This window comes from Lysinibacillus sp. RU7, assembly GCF_057837305.1.
Genome location: NZ_JBYQFK010000004.1, coordinates 80,274 through 99,457 on the forward strand (window position 1 = coordinate 80,274; position 19,184 = coordinate 99,457).

Sequence of the window (19,184 nt, forward strand, 5' to 3'; positions counted from 1 at the left end):
CATTATGTTCACTAGTTTTCGTCATTTAAGATGCTTGCAACTATCCATATGAAGAAAGCCCGAAAAGCTTTATCGCATTTTCGGGCTACAGTAATGATGATACGAGTGAAATAACAGTAATGACTCTAGTTTTTATTCTTCCTTCCGAAATGTTTTAGGCATTAACACAACGATTACTTCTCCCGTTACAACGAGTTGATCATCCGCAAATACTTCAGTGTACACTTTATACTTTTTCGGATGGATTTCTTCTATTGTACCGATTGCCTTTAATGGCCCGCCCATTGGAGTTGGTTGTTTATAGTTTACTTGTAACGAGCTTGTTACAAAGCGTGGTGGATTCACCCCGTCACCTATTTCATATCCATTTTGACGATGCAAATACAAAGAGGCTGAGCCGGCACTATGGCAATCGATAAACGATGCAAGTGCCCCACCATACACAAATCCAGGAATTCCCCCTGTATATTCTGGTCTTGGTGTGTAAATCGTAATCGTTTTCTCACCAAGCCAACCTGTACGAAGATGATGCCCCTGTTCATTTAATCGTCCACATCCATAGCACCCAGCAAAATCATCTGGATAATCATCTTGAATCGCTTTGATCACTTTTTCTTCCATGTTTCTCCCCCTTATGTATAGAAAATCTTTAGTTTTTCCTAGTTAACCCTTTAATCAATGACAAATCCGATTTTCCCTAATTGCTCTGCATTTTCTAATCGCTTAAATGCTTGTTCAAACTGCTCTAAAGGATACATTGCATCAACAATTGGCGTGATGTTATGCTGCTTTATAAATTGCAGCATGTCACCAAATTCTTCGGCGCTTCCCATTGTTGAACCTAAAAGGCTAAACTGACCATAGAAGAATGTGCGAAGATCGAGTGGCACCACATCCCCTGCCGAAGCCCCAAAAGTAACAATTGTCCCACCTGGACGAAGCTGCTCTAGTGACTTATTAAATGTCGCTGCGCCTACACATTCAATGACAAGGTCCATCTTTTCTCCGCGGAGTGCCTCGTTCCAATCTGTATTGCTATCAATTGCCTGATCAGCACCCATCTCTAACGCCTTTTTACACTTCTCTTCTGAGCGTGATGTCACATACACGATCGCGCCAGCTGCTTTGGAAAATTGTAATAAAAACGTGGCGACACCACTACCGATACCAGGAATGAGTACTTTCATTCCTGACTGTACACGTCCCCTCGTAAATAGAGCGCGGTAGGCTGTCAGTGCTGCGAGAGATAATACCCCCGCTTCTTCCCATGTTAAATGCCCTGGCTTAGGTACTGCATTTTCAGCAGGAATGACAACATATTCCGCAAATGTACCATGAAACGGTAGACCGAGAATTTCAAATCCTTCAGGTGGCGCATCACTCTTTTCTTTCCAGCCAAGTCCTGGATTAATGACAACTTCATCACCTATTTGAACATCGGATACCCCTTCACCAATTGCATCAATGATTCCTGCACCATCTGATCCGATAATAAGAGGGGGATCTGTTGGTTGATGACGGTTAAGGACAAATAAATCGCGGTGATTAAATCCAGCTACTTTAAGCTTTACTCGCACCTCCCCCGCTTTTGGTGGCATCTTTTCTATCTCTCGATATGTAAGACCTTCAAAGCCTATTGTCTTTTCATGCACAACTGCTTTCATCTATAACACTCCTTATTTTTCAACCCCATTATTACTCTATTAAATGAGTCAATTTCTTTCATAATCATATACCAAATATACAGACTATTCAAAATTTAAAATCCTTAGTATATAAAAAAACCTAACTCATTCATACGAATTAGGTTTCGAACACTCAATACATAATGGTCTTAATGATGTCCTTTTGCACGCATTGCATCTTCTTTCGTTACATGTACTGTGCCAAATGGATGTTGTGGAGGGGCATAAATCGAGTACAGCTTGAGCGGGATATTCCCTGTATTCGTTAAGTTATGCCATGTGCCAGCTGGTACGATAATGGCATCATCATCCTGTACAGTCCTGACAAAGTTTAACTGTTCTCTTGTTTTTCCCATTTGAGTAATCCCTTGCCCTTGTTCAATCCGTATAAATTGGTCAAGTTGAGGATGTATTTCTAATCCAATATCTTCTCCCGGTTTAAGGCTCATCAATGTTACTTGCAAATACTTCCCTGTCCATAAAGCCGTCCGGTACGTGTTATTCTGTTCCGATGCTTCATGTATATTAATGACAAACGGGTTCGGTCCGTAATCTTTTAACTCCATATGACTTCTTTCCATTGTAGATGGGCCAAATCCAAATGGGGACGTACCATTCATTGTCATCCCATAATTCAGCTGTCCCATACAATTACACATTGGCATAGACATGTAAGGAGAAGCTGGATATGAATACATCCAAGGTGCATAGTACATTTTCTTCCACCCTTTCGTACATTTCTCAAATTATCCTATGCAACGCGGGCAAAGAACGTACTGAATAATCATGTGATAACTATACAAGATGATTATCCTGTGACTTTTTTCGCACATTTTTCTCTTTAACAGGAAAAAAATATATTTAACTAAATTTAAAAACAGCCAATTAGCATTATAATAAAACCATATATAGATAGATAGATAGATACTTACGGAAAAGTTAAGGGGAGCTTATCATGCGTATTACTCAATTAAAATCAGTAAAGAAAAAAATTTTAGCGGGGTTCGGTATTGTTTTACTACTTATGCTAACGTTATCGAGCTATCTCGTTTTGACAATGAAGTACATTCATCAAAAAACAGAAATCGTCATTAAAGAGGAAGTAAACTTACTCGTATTAGATGAAACAATGGCATTCAATATTGCACAAAAAATTGCATTAGCGCGTGGTTATGTGCTTACAGGTGATACGAGTTATAAAGAGGAATTTGAACGATATAGCAAACAAACAATCGATTTAGAACAACAGCTAATCGCACACTCAGATTCCGATAAAGTAAAAAATCTTATTCAATTAGGTCAACAGTGGCAGAATACGGTTGAAAATGAGATATTTCCTTTATATGACCAAGGAGAGGCAGCGGCAGCGATTGCCTTATTAAGTGGTGAGGCACAAATACAAGCACGGGAATTAATGACAGGCTACAATGAAATGACGGCTAACCGCGAAGCAATCATGGCAAAGCAAGGGGATGAAATTAGCCAATTAGGCACTAGTATTATGATAATTAATATTATTTTCATTACAATCATCGTGATTATTGGGTTGCTTATTGCTCTCTATGTCACAAACAGCATTGTTAAACCAGTTAACCGTGTTATGCACCGACTCCAAAAAATTGCCGATGGAGATTTGAGTGATCAAGCACTTACAGTCAACTTAAAAGATGAAATTGGTGTGCTAATGCATGCTACCAATGCCGTCAGCGCAAATAATAATAAACTACTTCAGCAAATTCAACAGGCTGCTGATGACTTATATCAAGGTAGCCACAAAATTTCATACTCAACAAAAGAAGTGAGTAATGGCTCTAAACAGATTGCCATGACTATGAATGAGCTAGCAACAGGTGCGGAGGCACAAGCAAACCTATCAGGTGAAATGGTGAGCAAGATTGAATCATTCACACAAAACATCAATGAAATTAATGACAACGGGCAAAAAATGGCGATTCAATCGGATGAAATTCTTGAAATGACAACTCATGGTCAACAATTGATGAATCAATCGCTTTCTCAAATGGCGATGATTAATGATGTCTTTAAAATATCTGTTGTGAACGTACAAGAACTAGGAAAACAATCACAAGAAATTTATCAACTCGTTGCGGTCATCGAAGAAATTTCAGCTCAAACAAATTTACTTGCACTGAATGCTGCTATTGAGGCAGCTCGGGCCGGGGAAGCTGGAAAGGGCTTTGCTGTTGTGGCATCTGAAGTAAAAAAGTTAGCAGAGCAAGTTTCTCATTCGGTTGTCAATATTACTCAAATTATCGATAAAATTCAGTTCGAAACACGTACTGTCACAGACTCGCTTCAAAATGGCTATACAGAGATTGAAAAAGGCTCTGAACAGATGCGTGTAACAAGCGAAACCTTTGATAAAATCAATCAAGCTGTTCATCTCGTTACACAAAATATTCAAGATACGTCTCACCGTATTAACCAAGTAACAGCAGACAGTGAGAATGTCGGTAAAATAATTGAAGAAATTGCTGCTGTCACGGAAGAAGCTGCTGCAGGTATTGAAGAAACAGCTGCTTCTGCTGAACAATCCAGTAGCTCCCTACAAGAAGTAGCAAGTCGTGCTCACCAGCTTCTCGAAACAGCTGAACAAATGAAAGCTAGCATCCATCGTTATAAGCTACGAAGTGAATAAAACATCACGACTACAAAAGCGATACAAAATTTTACGATTTAAAAATTTCGGGCCAGTGCATAAATGTACTGGTCTTTTTGATGGATAGAAAAGTATATGTTTTCAAGGAACGACACATAAGAATATACGTATTTCCCACACATATAATTTATAGATCGATCTCCGATTACTCTCGATAGAAAGAAGGATACTATTGAATGTTATGATTGTGAGTGGCTTTATTTTTTTAAGTGTCAGTATTGGTGGGGGCATTGCTTGGCTCTTTTCAGCGCTATTTCGCCAGACAACACATCATTTATCGCTACTATGTGGCGGGTTTTTGATTGGATTACTTCTACTCGAAATTATCCCTAGTTCTATACAGATGTATGAGCTGTTAAGCCTTATACTTGGTTTTCTCATTGGGCATCTGCTTTTTCTCATACTGCACCATTTTTTCTATCAGACAAATTTACAAAAACAATCTGTCTACTTGCTCACCATTGCTATACTGATTCATACGATTCCACTTAGCCTCACAATCGGCAATTTACTTGGCAACGCGACACTCGGGATTGCTCTTACAGCTTCTATCGTGCTCCATCATCTTCCTGAAGGTTTTGCCATCACCACTATTATGCTCTCACAAGGTGAAAAACTTTTCGGATTGCTTCTTTATTTCACAGGATTTACCGCTTTCTTTGGTGTGTTTGTATGGCTTGGGTATTATACGAATCTCAGTAATGTATCTGAAGGAATCTTGATAGGCATTTCCATTGGGTTAATCGCTAGTACTAGTATTTCTGAATTTATTGTACATAACATTCGAGCTACATCGAAAATCAATGTGCTAACTTTCCTATTAATCGGCTATTTACTCAGCTTTGGATTTCATTTAGTCATTGGATAACAGGGCACTTAATGCAGTGGGACCTCCAAAAACATCACACTCAAGCAATATTATGCATCACATATCACGTATCTCTAGACATGATATAAACACTTTAAACAAAAAGTCATAGATAAACCACGCAGACAAAAGTCGATACGGCAAGTTTATCTATGACTATATTATTTTACCCCAATTTGCATAAATCGATTATACACCGCTCGTGCTATTTTAGGGTCCGTGACACTATGGATGATGGCACGCCCGTCCGCAAAAAAGACGATTCGACACTCCTCAAAGTGACAGGATAGCAAATACGGGTTTAACACCAGGTTTGTAACTTGATCGTTTATATTGTTCGCTATCTTTTCCAATGAGTATGTTTGTGTGATACCCGGTCTGAGTTGAACAGCATCTCGTCCGCAAAGTACATGTGTTTTCATTTGATTTTCAAATTGTAAAAAAGGATACGTTGGCTGCTCTCCGCAACTTGGACAAGAAGGGTTTTTGAGCTTTTGCACATTGATTTCAGCTCGTTCATCTTTCCAAAGATCGATGGATTGTACAATAGGTGCTAATGTTTTTCCAGCAAGCCACTTGAATACTTTTGTCACCTGATAGGCAGCTGTTACTTGCACAATTGGGCTAATGACACCAACCGTATCACACGTCATTGCATCTATTGGCAAATGATTGAGTAAACAATGTAAACAAGGTGTCTCTCCTGGAATAATCGGCAATGTCAACCCATAACTCCCTACACAAGCACCAAATATATACGGAATTCCTTGCTTCATCGCTGCATCATTGACAATTAAACTCGTTTCAAAATTATCTGTTGCATCTACGACAATGAAATGATCTTTCATTAATTCTTCAACATTGAGTCCGTGTACATCCTCAACAATGCCTACGATGGAGATTTCACTATTAATTTGCTCCAGTCGTTTTTTAGCAGCAATCGCTTTTGGCACTTTCTGTTGAACATCTTCCTCTACATATAACTGCTGCCTTTGTAAATTGCTCCATTCCACATAATCTCGATCGACAATCGTTATCTGCCCAACGCCAGCCCTTGCTAGCATTTCAGCACTAGCCGAGCCAAGTGCTCCTGCCCCAATAATGAGAATCTTCGCCTGCTGCATACTTTCTTGCACATGCTTCCCTAAGAATAATCCTTGTCGTGCATAGCGGTTATTCAAGATGTCACCATTCCCGTTGTAGGGCTACTTGCCACAGCATATTCTTTTTCTTCGATTCGTCCTGCCTCAAATCCTAATCTACCAGCTTCTACTGCTAGTTTCATCGCTTCTGCCATTTTCACCGGATCTTTTGCACCGGATACGGCTGTATTAAGTAACACCGCATCGGCTCCTAGCTCCATTGCATAGGCAACATCCTTAGGCGCGCCAATGCCTGCATCGACAATGACTGGAATCTCTGATTGTTCAATAATAAATTTTAAATTAAGAGCATTAATAATTCCTTTTCCAGATCCAATCGGTGAAGCGCCCGGCATAATGGCATGAACACCGAGATTTTCAAGGCGTTTCGCTAACACTACGTCATCCGATGTATACGGCAATACAATAAACCCTTCCGCAAGCAGCATTTCAGACGCTTTTAATGTTTCAATCGGGTCTGGTAAAAGTGTACGATCATCCCCAATGACTTCTACTTTAATCATGTCGCATAACCCAGACGCTTTCGCCAGTTTGGCAATACGCACCGCTTCTTCAGCCGTTTTAGCCCCTGCTGTATTCGGTAGTAACGTGTATTTGGTTAAATCTAGTTGCTCAAGAAAATTCGGCTGTTCCGCTGAAAAAATATTCATTCTTCTCACAGCAAACGTTAAAATTTCGGATTGTGATACTTCTACTGCTTTTTTCTGTACTTCAAATGATGGGTATTTCCCCGTACCTAATAAAAGTCTTGATTGAAACGTACGATCTGCAATTTTTAACATATTTCATCCTCCTCCAACAAAATGAACAATTTCTACAACATCGCCATGTGAAAGGCTAGTCGTCTCATACTTTTCTTTTGTGATAATTTCCTGATTCACTTCTACGACAACAATACGATTCTCTAAATTGTAATGAGCCAGCAATCCTTGAACAGTATGAACTGTTTCTGGCAGGTCAATTTGTTTTCCATTTACAATCATGGACATGCTTTCATCACCTCCTAAACAGTTAATGGCTTTCCTCGGTCAATTCGAAATGCCTCTATCCACTCTTCTTTTACGTCTCTTTTCAAAATAAGATTGGCAATCATCTCACCTGTTGCTGGAGCTAACAAAATGCCATTGCGATAATGCCCTGTTGCAAATAAAATGGATTCATCTTCCGGATGATGACCGATGAATGGTTTTTGATCAAACGTTTGTGGTCGTAATCCTGACCAAACAGCATCGATTTTCATATGAGCACTAGTAGGCAATAGCTCTTTCGCTTTTTGAATTAATGTTTCGATACCATTTAAACTCACTTGTTCTGTCCAGTCGTTCTCCTTCATCGTTGCGCCAATGACAAGCTTCCCGTTATTTCTTGGAACAATATAGTATTTATCATGAAAAATCGTATGCTTTAAAACAGCTTGTTCATCCGTAACGGATATGCACTCCCCTTTAACTGGTGTCATTTGATGCTGTAAACCTAGCTCTTTAAAGAAAGTAGTGCTCCAAACACCACTGGCAATCACAACGCGCTTCGCTTCCACAAGTCCTCGTGTCGTTTCAATTAGAAAAGCGTCATGCTGTTTTTTTATGTGTAGCACCTTTGTATAGTCAAAAGTCGATGCACCCAGAACTTGAGCACTTTTAGCAAAAGCCTGGCATACACCAATCGGTAGCACATTGATATCGTCTTGGATATATGCTGCACCTACTATATGAGGGGAAACATCTCGTTCTAGTTTTCTTACTTCATCTGCTTCAAGCCATGTAACAGTAGGTTGCGCTAATATGTCCCCTAATTCTTTTTTGTCACGATCAGAAAAGGCAAGCTTTAAAATTCCACCCTCTCTATACCCTAAGTCGATACCGCTTAACTCATATAATTCATCTTTCAACTTCGAATAAAGAGACTGACTATATCTCGCAAAAGGGAAAAAGACATTGACATCCCCTTCACATTCCGAATGAGCACCGAGCATACCTGCTGCTGCACTTGTTGCTTTGGCACCAATCTGGTTTTCTTCAAACACCGCTACGTCGATTTGCTCTTTTGCTAAATAGTAGGCGATGGCACTTCCCATAATTCCGCCACCAATGATGGCTACTTCATAGCTTGTTTTCATATTTGACCACCTCATCGAATTGACTTGCTACAGCGAATGGATTTTCTGCTAAAAAAATACCTGACATCACAGCAATGCCGTCCGCTTGTATATGTTGTAATGCCTGTACCCGGTCTAAAGTGATACCACCAATTGCAAAGACAGGAATCTTCAAATGTTTTTTCATCTCAAGGATTGGGGCAAGACCATGCGGAGCCTTTCCTTTTTTGCTATTCGTTTCAAAGCAGTGACCATATAACACATAGTCAGCCCCTTGTCGCTCCGCCTCTTGTGCTCCTGCATAATCATGTACAGACTTCCCTACCTTGATATGGGGAAATAACGCCTTCACCTTTTGCACAGGCAGTCCCTTTTCTGGCAAATGTACCGTTTGAATGCCACTACATAATGCAATATCTAGCCGATCATTTAAAATCAGTTTCCCTTTTTCAATACCACCCTCATCTAAATAGTGAAGCAATGTCATAACTTCTTTTACCGTCTTCGTCTTTTCTCGTATTTGAATAAAATCGACGTTATGCTGGATTTGAAGTATTTTCTTTGCTAGTTCAAGCACTGTATGCGAATCATCCGTTACTGCCATCAGCTTCATGTTAGATATATGCCCTCCTTTTTGTGATTTTTTCACAAATAAAAAAACCACTCTCCCGAAAAGGAAAGTGGTTCTGTTTGAATAAGATCCATGTACAAAAAAGTACACAAAAAAACCCCAACATCACTCTACTTCCCTACGCAGATGCAAATCTGATCAGGTTGTGAGGGTTTAAAAGTAACTACTTTCTTCTCAGCCCTTATCAAGGGATCCCCTAGTAAAATTTCAATTTATTCAATTATTATGAATTTAACCATTATTCTATTACACAAATTTTGAAATAGCAAGAAGGCTTTTCAAATATGTTACAAGTATCTCCACTTCAATTCATGTCGTAATCGCATGAGTTCTCCCTTTTTATCTAGGCATGTATGTTCCCTCTTCTAGTATGATAAAATATAAGTTAACTACTAACACAATAACGTTTACATAAAATCATTACATATGGAGGAAAGTATTATGTACAAACTACGCGGGCATCACCTTTTTTGCCTTTTAGGGTATCGAGGAATGGGCTACTCTAAAGAATACGTAGAAAATATGACGCGCATCCATCAAACATTGAGGGCTAATCCAAAAACACTTGTGCAGCTTGTTAAAGGCCCCGACCATTTATGCGAAAAGTACCCTAACTCCGGGGAATACCATTGCCAAGATGATAATATTTACGATAGAGATGCTGTCATTTTAGAAAAGTTAGGTCTTCATATCGGACAAATTTTAAGTTGGGAAGACATTGAATCATCCGTCCAACAACATGTCATTCCAAGTGATATTGGCATCGTTTGTGAAACATGTTCTTGGCGCTCTTACGGGGTATGTGAAGAAGGGGTTCAGCGAATTACTACAGGAAACGGGTTGTGGGAAGTGAAATAGACTGCATAAACGTCTCTTTCCTTCTAGTATAATGCTTTCCCACAGCAATCTCCTCTTGTTAATACGCTTGATTTTTTCAAAAAAATACGTAAACAGACAAAAGAAGCACTCAATCATTTTGTACGACAAAACGATTGAGTGCTCTCTCTTTTAACGACTAAAGTGAATTTTCCTTAAGCCACTTTTCAATATAAGGATAAATTTCATTTACTGCACGACGACCTGTACATACAGAAACGTGACCTGTTTGCACATCATGCAATGTCTTATTTTTGCTTGACACTTTATCATTCAGTGGCTTAATTTGTTGTGGTAAAACGATATTGTCACGAAGAGCACAAATATTCAATAAATTCGCTGTAATATCAGCCAACTTCACCTGCTGTCCACGGACTTCTAATTCATCATTCATTAATTTATTATCCTGATAAAAATCCCCAATCCATTGTCTATATGCTTCACCTGGGAAAGGCACTCCATCATTCAACCACTTTTGCATTAATTTCCAATTTAAAACCGATTCTTCATTATCCACACGGTTCGCTAAATTGATATATGTTCCTAATGTATTGGAAACTGGACTAAGCAATTTATTTCCATAGTCAATCATTTCAAATGGAATATTCCCCAATGTATCAACGAGTTTATCTAATTGGAAATAATCTTTATCTAACCAGTTTGTATATAAACCAGCGTCTTCAAAATCGATTGGTGTTGTCATTAATACTAAATTACGAATTGGTAGGATCTCATTATACAATGCTGTGAAAATCGCCGTCATTGTACCACCCATACAGTATCCAAACATCGTAATCTCTTTCGCATTTGAAACCTTCAGTATCTTTTTCACTGCTCGAGGTATATAGTCTACGATATAATCATCTAACTTCATATGACGATCTTCGTAACCTGCTGTACCCCAATCTAGCAAATAAACATCATGACCTTTATTCGTTAAATGTTCAATAAGGCTGTTGCCTGGATAAAGATCCAAAATATATGGTTTATTAATCAGTGCGTAAATCATTAAAATCGGCACTTTATTTGTTTTTTTCGTATTTGGTTGGAAGCGGTATAACTTCGCTTTATTTTTTGTCCACACTACTTCTTTTGGTGTTTGACCAACTTGCGGGTCAGCATCCTTCGTAAGCACTGCACTTACACGTTTGAATCTTTCAATATCACTTGAAAATGGGATTGAATAAGCAAAACGATCCATCCATTCCTCAAGTGGCTTTGTATCTAAGTTAATCATGGAACTCCTCCTAGTTAATGGTTTCATGCTCAATACGCAAAAATTACATGTATAGTCCACCATTAACATTAATTGCTTGGCCTGTTACAAAGCTAGCTTGCACTAAATATAAGACAGCCTCTGCCACTTCACTTGGTTGACCTAATCGTGGAATCGGCACTTTTGAAACGATCGATTGTTTTACATCTTCCGGCATTTCTGCAACCATTTCCGTTTCAATATATCCTGGACAAATGGCATTTACAGTAATCCCTTTACTAGCTGTTTCTAAAGCTAAAGATTTTGTAAAACCTAATAAACCTGCTTTCGTTGCAGCATAGTTCGTTTGACCAAATGCCCCCGCCTGACCAACGATTGAACTAATGTTAATAATGCGCCCAAATTTTTGTTCCAACATATGTTCAATCACTTGTTTTGTTGTATTGAAAACCCCTGTTAAATTGACATCTAATACTTGATCCCAATCTTCTTTTTTCATTTTACGGAATGAACGGTCTTTCGTAATACCAGCATTATTAATCAAGATATCCACTTTACCGAAATGCTTGATTGTTTCATCAATTAATTTTTGCGTATCTTCTGGAACGGCTACATTCGCTTGAACCGCTAAAACTGTCCCATCATTTTCTTCAATTTGCTGAACTACCTCAAGCATACATTCTGTCCCTTGTTGATAAGTCGCTACTACCTTTGCACCATTTTTTGCTAAAGTTTTTGCGATTTCTGCCCCGATACCACGTGATGCGCCAGTCACAATCGCCACTTTCCCTAGTAATGGTTTTTGAATCTCAACTTGGTTTTCTTGTAATAATACTGACATTAACAATCTCTCCTCTTAATTTAATATTCATTTGCTTTTTCGAAATATCATTTACTTCAATTTTTTGTAAATATATTTTACTTAGCTATTTGAATTACGCGGAGGCGAAGCGGGAGGGGTACTCGGTTTAGAAAGTAATTCAATGACCGTATCCAATTTTTTATCTAATTTCGTGACAGCTCTCTTTAAAGAATCAATTTCTTTTGCTGTATTTTCTGTTACGTTATCTAATTGATCTTCTAAATCAATAACTTTCGTTTCAACATTGATAATTAATGATGCCGTATTAGCCACATCCTCACGAGTAGGGACATTAATTTGCTTCAAGTAAGACTCTGTAATGACATTAAAAAATTCCTGTTGCTGTAAATATTGACTTTGTACTTGCCCTAGTACTTCCGAAAAAGATTTTTGTTCTAACGTCTCTTGAATAATATCACGCCAAGAACTTTCTGCTTTGTCATACAAATCCTTCCACAAATTGAAAGCTTCAAATGGAGTTTTATTGGTCAATATAAATCCTCTCCTATTTTTAGAATTTTCCCAACAATTAAAATTTACCATATATGTAAATTTTTTCAATATGTTATTGTGACAAAAATATTATTTTTACACAAAAAACACAATTGTAATTTTTGGTACTAATAATTTATGTATGTTAATTGTTGACAAAATATTCGTGTAGGTGTAAATTACACTTATAAGCTAATTAACTGTAGGTGGTGATAAATCATGCAATCAGAGGAAAGTAATGGCAAAGCAAAAAATCCGAATATTGGGGCACCTAAAAATTTTTTAGTTCCGATTATGTTATTACATCTACGTGAGTGGAATTCGCACGGCTATGAATTGATGGAAAAATTAACGACGTTTGGCATCAACTCTGTAGATCAAGGCAATTTTTATCGCTTATTAAGGCAGCTTGAAAAAGATTCACTTGTCACATCCAATTGGGATACAAATTCAAGTGGTCCAGCAAAACGTATTTATTCCATTACGGAAGCGGGCGAAAAATATTTAGATATGTGGGCAGGTTCTTTAAACCAGTACCAGAAGTTATTGAACAATTTTTTCAATTTATACAATCCTTTTTATACTCCAAGTCAGTCACTTCAAGAAAAACAACAAACCGTAACAGCTTCAGCAGCAAAAAAAACTACTCAGACTACTACTATCTCAGAAACGAATGCGCCTAAACAAAATACAACTGTTCGAAAAAGAAGAAATACGAGAACTGCTAGACAAACGAAAAACGAAAAATAATCTTTGGATGTTATGCACTTCGTTGCATTCATTATAAAAATAAAAGGTAATTAACAGGAGGCACAATGATGAACAATGATGTATTACTAAAAAGTATGGATACTCTTTGGGATGGATGGTTAAACAGCTTTAAATTAGTTCACCAATTTCAAGATGAAGTAGAGAAGAAAGCTATACAAGCAGTCGAAAGTCAAAAAGAATGGTTAAAATCTACTGTGTCTACATTAAATTCAATTGAGGAAGAATCGAAAAAAGCTTCTAAAGAATGGCAAGATAAAGTAAAGGTCAGTTTAAATGAGATGAATAAAAATAAGCAATTAGATCAAGTAACAAACTGGCTAGACAGTTTACAGGACATTAACGAAAAGGTACAATCCTTCACGTGGAAACCGAACCATGCTATCTTAGATCTTCTTGAAAATTCGCAAGAGCAATGGGAAGCGACAGCTAAAAAAGCAATCGAACATCAAAAACAAGAACGCAGCGAAGCGTTAAAGAAAATTGAAGAGCTTGCTGGTGAGTTAAAAGAAACACATAAACGTCTATTAGCAGTAGGCAAAGAGTAATAGTAGCTATTACTCTTTTACCTAAGCATTTGCCTTATACTCCACCTAAAAATTTTCAGGCACTACTAGGTTGTGACAGCTGCCACTGTCACAACCTTTTTTAATGGAAAATGCTCTTACGTAAATAGTAAAGGTTCTGTTGAATATGTGCAATCCATTTGGCTATTCAATTAAATGCAAGGTTACATAGAACATAGTGTATCCGATATGTGCACTATTTTAATAAACATTTAACTAACGTGAATGCACCTTTTCTCCTTGTACCCATACTTCACAAATATTTTCTGGGCGGGTCAAATACATTATTTTTTGGAAAATATCGTGTAAAGGCTCATTCTCCTCGTAAATTGGGAGTCTAGCTGATGGAATCGTCGTATCAATCACTTGAACATCCCACGTATAATTCTCAGCTAAACGCCCGATTGGTAAGCTTAAGCTTTCCCCACCACCAGCAGTGGCGAAGTAAAAGGATTCATTTACCGTAATGCGTGCATTCGGTACACCGCGCTCATTTGCAGGAAGCGCTGGATTCACCCCATCCTCTAACATACGAGAGGACATAACCGCTTGACGAATATTATCAAACAGACTAGGAGAAAAACCGCCCGAAATATCGGAGCCAAGACCAATTTCAACCCCTTTTTCATGGAAATGCGCAAGCGGAATTACGCTATTGGCAAAATACGCATTAGAAATAGGGCAATGACTAATCGCCGTTCCTGTTTGTGCAAATAATTCAGCATCGGCATCATCTAAAAAGTTGCAGTGCGCCATAACTGATTTTTCACGTAAAAGCCCAAAATCGTGTAAGGCAAAGGCGTCATTTTTACCATAACGTTCTTGTACATACTGATGTGCCCAATCACTTTCGCTACAATGCGATTGAATATACGTATCGTACTTAGCCGCTAATTTCCCTAAGCCTTGTAGCCCTTCACTTGTACAACTTGGGATAAAACGCGGTGTCACAACAGGGTAAACACCTTGCTTTACGGACTTCGCTAATTCCTTTACCGCTACAATAAATTCCTCTGTATCTACTAGCGCTGTCTTCGTATCGGCATCGCGATAATATGCTGGAGTCTGTTCTGGATCGTCCATTACGACTTTTCCAACTAAGCCTCGTTGTCCTTTTTTCGCACAAATTTCCGCAAGCAAAATACTGGCTTCTTTATGCACTGTCGCAAAATAAAGAGCTGTTGTCGTACCATTTGCTAGTAACGTACTGACAACATCCTCATATACCTTCTTAGCAAAGGATACATCCGAAAATTTCGATTCAATCGGGAATGTATAAGTGTTTAGCCAATCGAAAAGCGGAATATCTAATGCTGTTCCTGATTGTGCCCATTGAGGTGCGTGCACATGTAAATCAACAAATCCTGGAAGGAAGTACTGCCCTTCCGCTAACCGATGAAAATTGTCCTTGCCCTCATACGTGCTTAGTAATGTGTCATAATCATCCTCTGTTGGTGCAACGATCTTTTCAATCATGCCCTCTGCATTGATACAAAAAAGATGATTTTCTAATATTTGAAGTTCTTTTGGAGAGTTGCTCGAAAAAGCGGTTCCTTGAAAAATATGTGTGTAGTTCGACATAGATGCTCCTTCAATGTTGTAGTATTCGAATGCTATCAGTATAGAGTTTTTTTTAAAAAAAGTCGAAAGTTAATACTAGGTAACTTTGTTTAAATTTCATATGTTAATAGTTGGTGCAAATGTATCGCAATCTTCACAGGATTCCCCATTTCCCCTTGCTTGAGGAGCAACGTCTTCTGGGAAAATGATAAAAACAGGTGACGCACTATTTTCGTCACCTGTTTTAGCTAATAGTCTATATAAAATGCACTAAGGGGGGTGCAAATTACGTTAATTCAATGAGCAAGTCTCCTGTTGAAATGGAGTTACCTGCCTCTACATAAATTTCTTTTACGATACCGTCTTGTGGTGCTTGAACAGTCGTTTCCATTTTCATCGCTTCTGTAATCATTAAATGATCGCCACGCTTCACTTTGCTTCCTTTCGACACGACCACTTTTAATACAGTACCTGGCATTGTGGCACCGATTTGCTTCGGATTAGATGGATCCGCTTTTACGGATAAGCTACCGTCCACTTCAACTGTTAAATCTTTTACGACAATTTCACGTGATTGACCATTTAACTCAAAGTACATAACGCGTGTACCGTCATGTTGTGATTCTCCAATGGATACGAGCTTAATAATCAGTGTTTTCCCTTTTTCGATTTCCACTTCGATTTCCTCACCTAGCTTTAAGCCGTAAAGGAATGTTGGTGTGTCGAGTACGGATAAGTCACTGTATTGCTCTGCTGTTTTTGTATATTGTTCAAATACTTTCGGGTAAAGCGCATACGCTAACACATCTTGTTCGGATGGTTGGCGCCCTATTTTTTTTGCTAGCTCCTCTGTCAGCTGTTTAAAATCAATTGGCTCTAACAACTCACCTGGACGTACAGAAATCGCTTTGCGGTCTTTTAAAATGACACTTTGTAATTTTTCTGGGAACCCTCCATACGGCTGACCGAGGTAGCCTCGGAAAAATTCAATAACAGAGTCTGGGAAATCAAGCGTTTGCCCGCGCTCGTAAATATTGTCTTCATCTAAGTTATTTTGCACCATAAACAATGCCATATCTCCCACAACTTTCGACGATGGTGTTACTTTTACAACATCTCCAAATAGTAGATTGACACGTGAATACATTGTTTTTACTTCTTCCCAACGATCCCCTAGTCCAACCGCTTTCGCTTGCTGCTGTAAGTTGCTATATTGACCGCCAGGCATTTCATGAACATAAATTTCAGAGTGTGGTGCGTTCATGCCCGATTCAAAGTCAACATAGTATTTACGCACGTCACCCCAGTATGTTGAAAGTTGCTCTAGTCCCTTAATATCAGCACGTACATGGCGTTTTGCCCCTTTTAATGCATAGTAAAGGGAATTAGCACTTGGCTGTGACGTTAAACCAGCCATTGAACCGAGCGCCGTATCGATAATGTCGACACCTGCCTCAATCGCTTTTGCATAGAGGAAATTACCGTTTCCGCTTGTATCATGTGTATGCAGGTGAATCGGTAAATCAACCGTCTCTTTTAGCTCTGAAATTAAACGATAGGCTGCTTCTGGTTTTAATAGTCCTGCCATGTCTTTAATCGCTAAAATATGTGCACCTGCTTGTTCTAATTCACGTGCCATTTGTTTGTAATAATCTACTGTATATTTCGTGCGCGTTGCATCTAAAATATCACCCGTGTAGCAAATGGCCGCTTCTGCAATTTTACCTTGGTTACGTGTTTCATCAATCGCTACTTCCATTGCCTTTACCCAGTTTAAGCTATCAAAAATACGGAACACATCAATCCCTGATTGTGCCGCTTCTTTCACAAAAGCACGAATGACATTATCCGGATAATTCGTATAGCCAACTGCATTACTACCACGGAATAGCATTTGGAATAGTACGTTTGGAATTTGCTTACGTAGCTTTTCCAGGCGAGCCCATGGATCTTCACTTAAGAAGCGGTATGAAACATCGAAGGTTGCGCCACCCCACATCTCTAATGAGAAAAGGTTGTGTAGTAGTTTACTCGTTTCCTCTGCAATATCAAACATATCGTAAGAGCGGACACGTGTTGCGAGTAACGATTGGTGTGCATCACGGAAAGTTGTATCCGTTAACAGCACATCTTCTTGCTCTTTAATCCATTGCACAAGACCGTCTGCCCCACGCTCATCTAAAATTTGCTTTGTTCCTACTGGTGCTGTTATCATGTCCACGTTTGGCTTCGTTGGTTGTACAAAGATTGGTTTAGTACGTTTTTCAATACCCAGAAAACCATTTAATGTGACATTTCCAATATAGCTTAATAGCTTTGTCCCACGATCTTTTCGTGGTTGGAAGTCAAATAGCTCTGGTGTCGTATCGATAAAACTCGTATCAAAATTACCTGTAAGGAATTGATCGTGTACAACGACATTACTTAAAAACGGGATATTCGTTTTTACGCCACGAATACGGAATTCGCTTAAATTACGCTCCATTTTTGCGGCTGCCTCGTGGAACGTCATGCCCCACGTTGAAATTTTCACAAGTAAAGAATCATAATACGGTGTTACAACTGCCCCTTGGAAGCCGTTCCCCGCATCTAGTCTTACGCCAAAGCCACCTGATGAACGGTACACCATTAACTTTCCTGTGTCTGGCATAAAGTGATTTTGTGGATCTTCCGTCGTCACACGTGATTGAATGGCATAGCCAAACAACGGGACTTTCTCTTGAATCGGAATACCAATTTCTTTGCTATGCAGCGTATAGCCTTGTGCTACTTTAATTTGTGCATGAACGATATCAATACCCGTAATCATTTCTGTAATGGTATGCTCCACTTGAATACGCGGATTGACTTCAATGAAGTAAAATTCGTCTCCTGCTACTAAAAATTCTACTGTACCAGCATTCACATAATTGATGTTTTTCATCAACGTCACTGCCGCATCACAAATGCGCTCGCGTAAAGATGGTGAAAGCGCATTTGACGGGGCGATTTCCACTACTTTTTGATGGCGACGTTGAATGGAACAATCGCGTTCGTATAAATGAACAATGTTTCCTTCTGCGTCTCCTACAATTTGTACTTCAATATGTTTCGGCTTCACAATACCTTTTTCAACGTACACATCATCTAAGCCAAATGCTGCTTTTGCTTCTGATTTCGCGCGTTCATAGGCAGACGCTAATTCTTCCTTTGCTTGTACTAATCGCATCCCGCGACCGCCGCCCCCAAGAGATGCTTTGATCATGATGGGGAAGCCGTATTGGTCTGCAAAAGCTTCTACTTCGGCAAGTGTTGCAGGGCCATCTGTTCCTGGAATGACCGGAATTCCTGCTTTAATCGCTTGTTCACGTGCCTTTACTTTGTCCCCGAACATATCTAAATGCTCCGCAGTAGGACCAATAAATATAATCCCTTCTTCTTTACAACGGCGGGCAAACTCTACATTTTCTGATAAGAAGCCGTACCCTGGATGGATTGCATCGACATTTGCATCTTTTGCAATGGCGATAATGCCTTCGATATCTAAATAGGCATCGATTGGCTTTTTCCCTTTCCCTACTAAATAAGCTTCATCTGCTTTATAACGATGATAAGAAGCACTATCTTCACTTGAGTAAATTGCTACTGTTTTAATTTTTAATTCTGTACATGCGCGGAAAACACGAATGGCTATTTCGCCACGGTTTGCTACAAGAATTTTCTCTATACGTTTCAAATTTCTT

At 38.9% G+C, this 19,184-nt stretch carries 18 protein-coding genes and 1 riboswitch; of the genes, 5 read left to right on the forward strand and 13 right to left on the reverse strand.

The genetic code is table 11. From position 1 onward, the window contains the following. Positions 1-132: 132 nt before the first annotated feature. The 3 genes from AC3II9_RS04400 to AC3II9_RS04410 form a co-directional block, all read right to left on the reverse strand. Positions 133-621 (reverse strand): PaaI family thioesterase, encoded by a 489-nt coding sequence (locus AC3II9_RS04400; RefSeq protein WP_489153460.1) that lies wholly within the window; start codon positions 619-621, stop codon positions 133-135. 50 nt (positions 622-671) lie between these two features. Next, entirely contained in the window at positions 672-1,664 is a 993-nt protein-coding gene (locus tag AC3II9_RS04405) for a zinc-binding dehydrogenase (RefSeq protein WP_489153462.1), read from the reverse strand. Positions 1,665-1,834: 170 nt separating this feature from the next. After that, entirely contained in the window at positions 1,835-2,401 is a 567-nt protein-coding gene (locus AC3II9_RS04410) for a cupin domain-containing protein (protein ID WP_489153464.1), read from the reverse strand. A gap of 239 nt (positions 2,402-2,640) precedes the next feature. Between AC3II9_RS04410 and AC3II9_RS04415 the strand changes: the two genes are divergently transcribed. Both AC3II9_RS04415 and AC3II9_RS04420 read left to right on the forward strand, forming a co-directional pair. Then, a complete protein-coding gene (locus AC3II9_RS04415; RefSeq protein WP_489153466.1) occupies positions 2,641-4,344 on the forward strand; it encodes a methyl-accepting chemotaxis protein in 1,704 nt (567 codons plus the stop codon). A 202-nt stretch (positions 4,345-4,546) separates the two neighbouring features. Then, positions 4,547-5,233 carry a ZIP family metal transporter gene (locus AC3II9_RS04420; RefSeq protein WP_489153618.1) on the forward strand — a complete coding sequence of 229 codons (687 nt, stop codon included), beginning with the start codon at positions 4,547-4,549 and terminating at the stop codon, positions 5,231-5,233. Positions 5,234-5,394: 161 nt separating this feature from the next. Here the strand turns inward: AC3II9_RS04420 and AC3II9_RS04425 are convergent, their stop codons facing one another. From AC3II9_RS04425 to AC3II9_RS04445, 5 genes are read right to left on the reverse strand one after another with little or no spacing between them, the layout of a single operon-like run. Then, positions 5,395-6,414 carry a ThiF family adenylyltransferase gene (locus AC3II9_RS04425; RefSeq protein WP_489153468.1) on the reverse strand — a complete coding sequence of 340 codons (1,020 nt, stop codon included), beginning with the start codon at positions 6,412-6,414 and terminating at the stop codon, positions 5,395-5,397. Beyond that, positions 6,411-7,178: a thiazole synthase gene (locus AC3II9_RS04430; protein WP_489153469.1), complete on the reverse strand. Its 768-nt coding sequence runs from the start codon at positions 7,176-7,178 to the stop codon at positions 6,411-6,413. Before AC3II9_RS04430 ends, AC3II9_RS04425 begins: the two co-directional genes overlap by 4 nt. Positions 7,179-7,181: 3 nt before the next feature. Next, the gene (gene thiS / locus AC3II9_RS04435) at positions 7,182-7,385 is read right to left on the reverse strand and encodes a sulfur carrier protein ThiS (protein WP_489153471.1); all 204 of its coding nucleotides are present in this window, start codon (positions 7,383-7,385) and stop codon (positions 7,182-7,184) included. A gap of 14 nt (positions 7,386-7,399) precedes the next feature. Beyond that, positions 7,400-8,512 (reverse strand): glycine oxidase ThiO, encoded by a 1,113-nt coding sequence (thiO, locus tag AC3II9_RS04440; protein WP_489153473.1) that lies wholly within the window; start codon positions 8,510-8,512, stop codon positions 7,400-7,402. Further along, on the reverse strand, positions 8,496-9,104 hold the full coding sequence (locus AC3II9_RS04445; protein ID WP_489153475.1) for a thiamine phosphate synthase: 609 nt from the start codon (positions 9,102-9,104) through the stop codon (positions 8,496-8,498). The genes thiO and AC3II9_RS04445 overlap by 17 nt, the downstream gene beginning before the upstream one ends. A 116-nt stretch (positions 9,105-9,220) precedes the next feature. Next, positions 9,221-9,330: riboswitch (TPP riboswitch) on the reverse strand. A gap of 233 nt (positions 9,331-9,563) precedes the next feature. Between AC3II9_RS04445 and AC3II9_RS04450 the strand changes: the two genes are divergently transcribed. After that, on the forward strand, positions 9,564-9,980 hold the full coding sequence (locus AC3II9_RS04450; protein ID WP_489153476.1) for a DUF1284 domain-containing protein: 417 nt from the start codon (positions 9,564-9,566) through the stop codon (positions 9,978-9,980). A 157-nt stretch (positions 9,981-10,137) separates the two neighbouring features. Here AC3II9_RS04450 and phaC read toward each other — a convergent pair whose 3' ends face one another. From phaC to AC3II9_RS04465, 3 genes are all read right to left on the reverse strand, one after another. Next, the gene (gene phaC, locus AC3II9_RS04455; protein ID WP_489153478.1) at positions 10,138-11,235 is read right to left on the reverse strand and encodes a class III poly(R)-hydroxyalkanoic acid synthase subunit PhaC; all 1,098 of its coding nucleotides are present in this window, start codon (positions 11,233-11,235) and stop codon (positions 10,138-10,140) included. Between the two features lie 43 nt (positions 11,236-11,278). Then, positions 11,279-12,055 (reverse strand): 3-oxoacyl-[acyl-carrier-protein] reductase, encoded by a 777-nt coding sequence (gene fabG, locus AC3II9_RS04460; protein ID WP_391374590.1) that lies wholly within the window; start codon positions 12,053-12,055, stop codon positions 11,279-11,281. An 81-nt stretch (positions 12,056-12,136) separates the two neighbouring features. Beyond that, a complete protein-coding gene (locus AC3II9_RS04465; protein ID WP_489153480.1) occupies positions 12,137-12,568 on the reverse strand; it encodes a polyhydroxyalkanoate biosynthesis repressor PhaR in 432 nt (143 codons plus the stop codon). 219 nt (positions 12,569-12,787) lie between these two features. Here AC3II9_RS04465 and phaQ point away from each other — a divergent pair, with 219 nt between their 5' ends. Further along, on the forward strand, positions 12,788-13,318 hold the full coding sequence (phaQ, locus tag AC3II9_RS04470) for a poly-beta-hydroxybutyrate-responsive repressor (RefSeq protein ID WP_489153482.1): 531 nt from the start codon (positions 12,788-12,790) through the stop codon (positions 13,316-13,318). Positions 13,319-13,386: 68 nt separating this feature from the next. Then, the gene (locus tag AC3II9_RS04475; RefSeq protein ID WP_489153484.1) at positions 13,387-13,884 is read left to right on the forward strand and encodes a PhaP protein; all 498 of its coding nucleotides are present in this window, start codon (positions 13,387-13,389) and stop codon (positions 13,882-13,884) included. Between the two features lie 234 nt (positions 13,885-14,118). Here the strand turns inward: AC3II9_RS04475 and guaD are convergent, their stop codons facing one another. Both guaD and pyc read right to left on the reverse strand, forming a co-directional pair. Next, entirely contained in the window at positions 14,119-15,483 is a 1,365-nt protein-coding gene (guaD, locus tag AC3II9_RS04480) for a guanine deaminase (RefSeq protein ID WP_489153486.1), read from the reverse strand. A 265-nt stretch (positions 15,484-15,748) separates the two neighbouring features. Further along, the gene (gene pyc / locus AC3II9_RS04485; RefSeq protein WP_489153488.1) at positions 15,749-19,177 is read right to left on the reverse strand and encodes a pyruvate carboxylase; all 3,429 of its coding nucleotides are present in this window, start codon (positions 19,175-19,177) and stop codon (positions 15,749-15,751) included. Between the last annotated feature and the right edge of the window lie 7 nt (positions 19,178-19,184).

Excerpts from the sequence above, each read along its gene's own strand:
- AC3II9_RS04415 (WP_489153466.1), top strand. The coding sequence starts at position 2,641 with ATGCGTATTACTCAATTAAAATCAGTAAAGAAAAAAATTTTAGCGGGG.
- AC3II9_RS04405 (WP_489153462.1), bottom strand. The coding sequence starts at position 1,664 with ATGAAAGCAGTTGTGCATGAAAAGACAATAGGCTTTGAAGGTCTTACA.
- fabG (WP_391374590.1), bottom strand. The coding sequence starts at position 12,055 with ATGTCAGTATTATTACAAGAAAACCAAGTTGAGATTCAAAAACCATTA.
- guaD (WP_489153486.1), bottom strand. The coding sequence starts at position 15,483 with ATGTCGAACTACACACATATTTTTCAAGGAACCGCTTTTTCGAGCAAC.
- AC3II9_RS04400 (WP_489153460.1), bottom strand. The coding sequence starts at position 621 with ATGGAAGAAAAAGTGATCAAAGCGATTCAAGATGATTATCCAGATGAT.
- thiO (WP_489153473.1), bottom strand. The coding sequence starts at position 8,512 with ATGAAAACAAGCTATGAAGTAGCCATCATTGGTGGCGGAATTATGGGA.
- AC3II9_RS04420 (WP_489153618.1), top strand. The coding sequence starts at position 4,547 with ATGATTGTGAGTGGCTTTATTTTTTTAAGTGTCAGTATTGGTGGGGGC.
- AC3II9_RS04475 (WP_489153484.1), top strand. The coding sequence starts at position 13,387 with ATGAACAATGATGTATTACTAAAAAGTATGGATACTCTTTGGGATGGA.
- AC3II9_RS04430 (WP_489153469.1), bottom strand. The coding sequence starts at position 7,178 with ATGTTAAAAATTGCAGATCGTACGTTTCAATCAAGACTTTTATTAGGT.
- AC3II9_RS04410 (WP_489153464.1), bottom strand. The coding sequence starts at position 2,401 with ATGTACTATGCACCTTGGATGTATTCATATCCAGCTTCTCCTTACATG.
- AC3II9_RS04445 (WP_489153475.1), bottom strand. The coding sequence starts at position 9,104 with ATGAAGCTGATGGCAGTAACGGATGATTCGCATACAGTGCTTGAACTA.
- AC3II9_RS04450 (WP_489153476.1), top strand. The coding sequence starts at position 9,564 with ATGTACAAACTACGCGGGCATCACCTTTTTTGCCTTTTAGGGTATCGA.
- phaC (WP_489153478.1), bottom strand. The coding sequence starts at position 11,235 with ATGATTAACTTAGATACAAAGCCACTTGAGGAATGGATGGATCGTTTT.
- thiS (WP_489153471.1), bottom strand. The coding sequence starts at position 7,385 with ATGTCCATGATTGTAAATGGAAAACAAATTGACCTGCCAGAAACAGTT.
- phaQ (WP_489153482.1), top strand. The coding sequence starts at position 12,788 with ATGCAATCAGAGGAAAGTAATGGCAAAGCAAAAAATCCGAATATTGGG.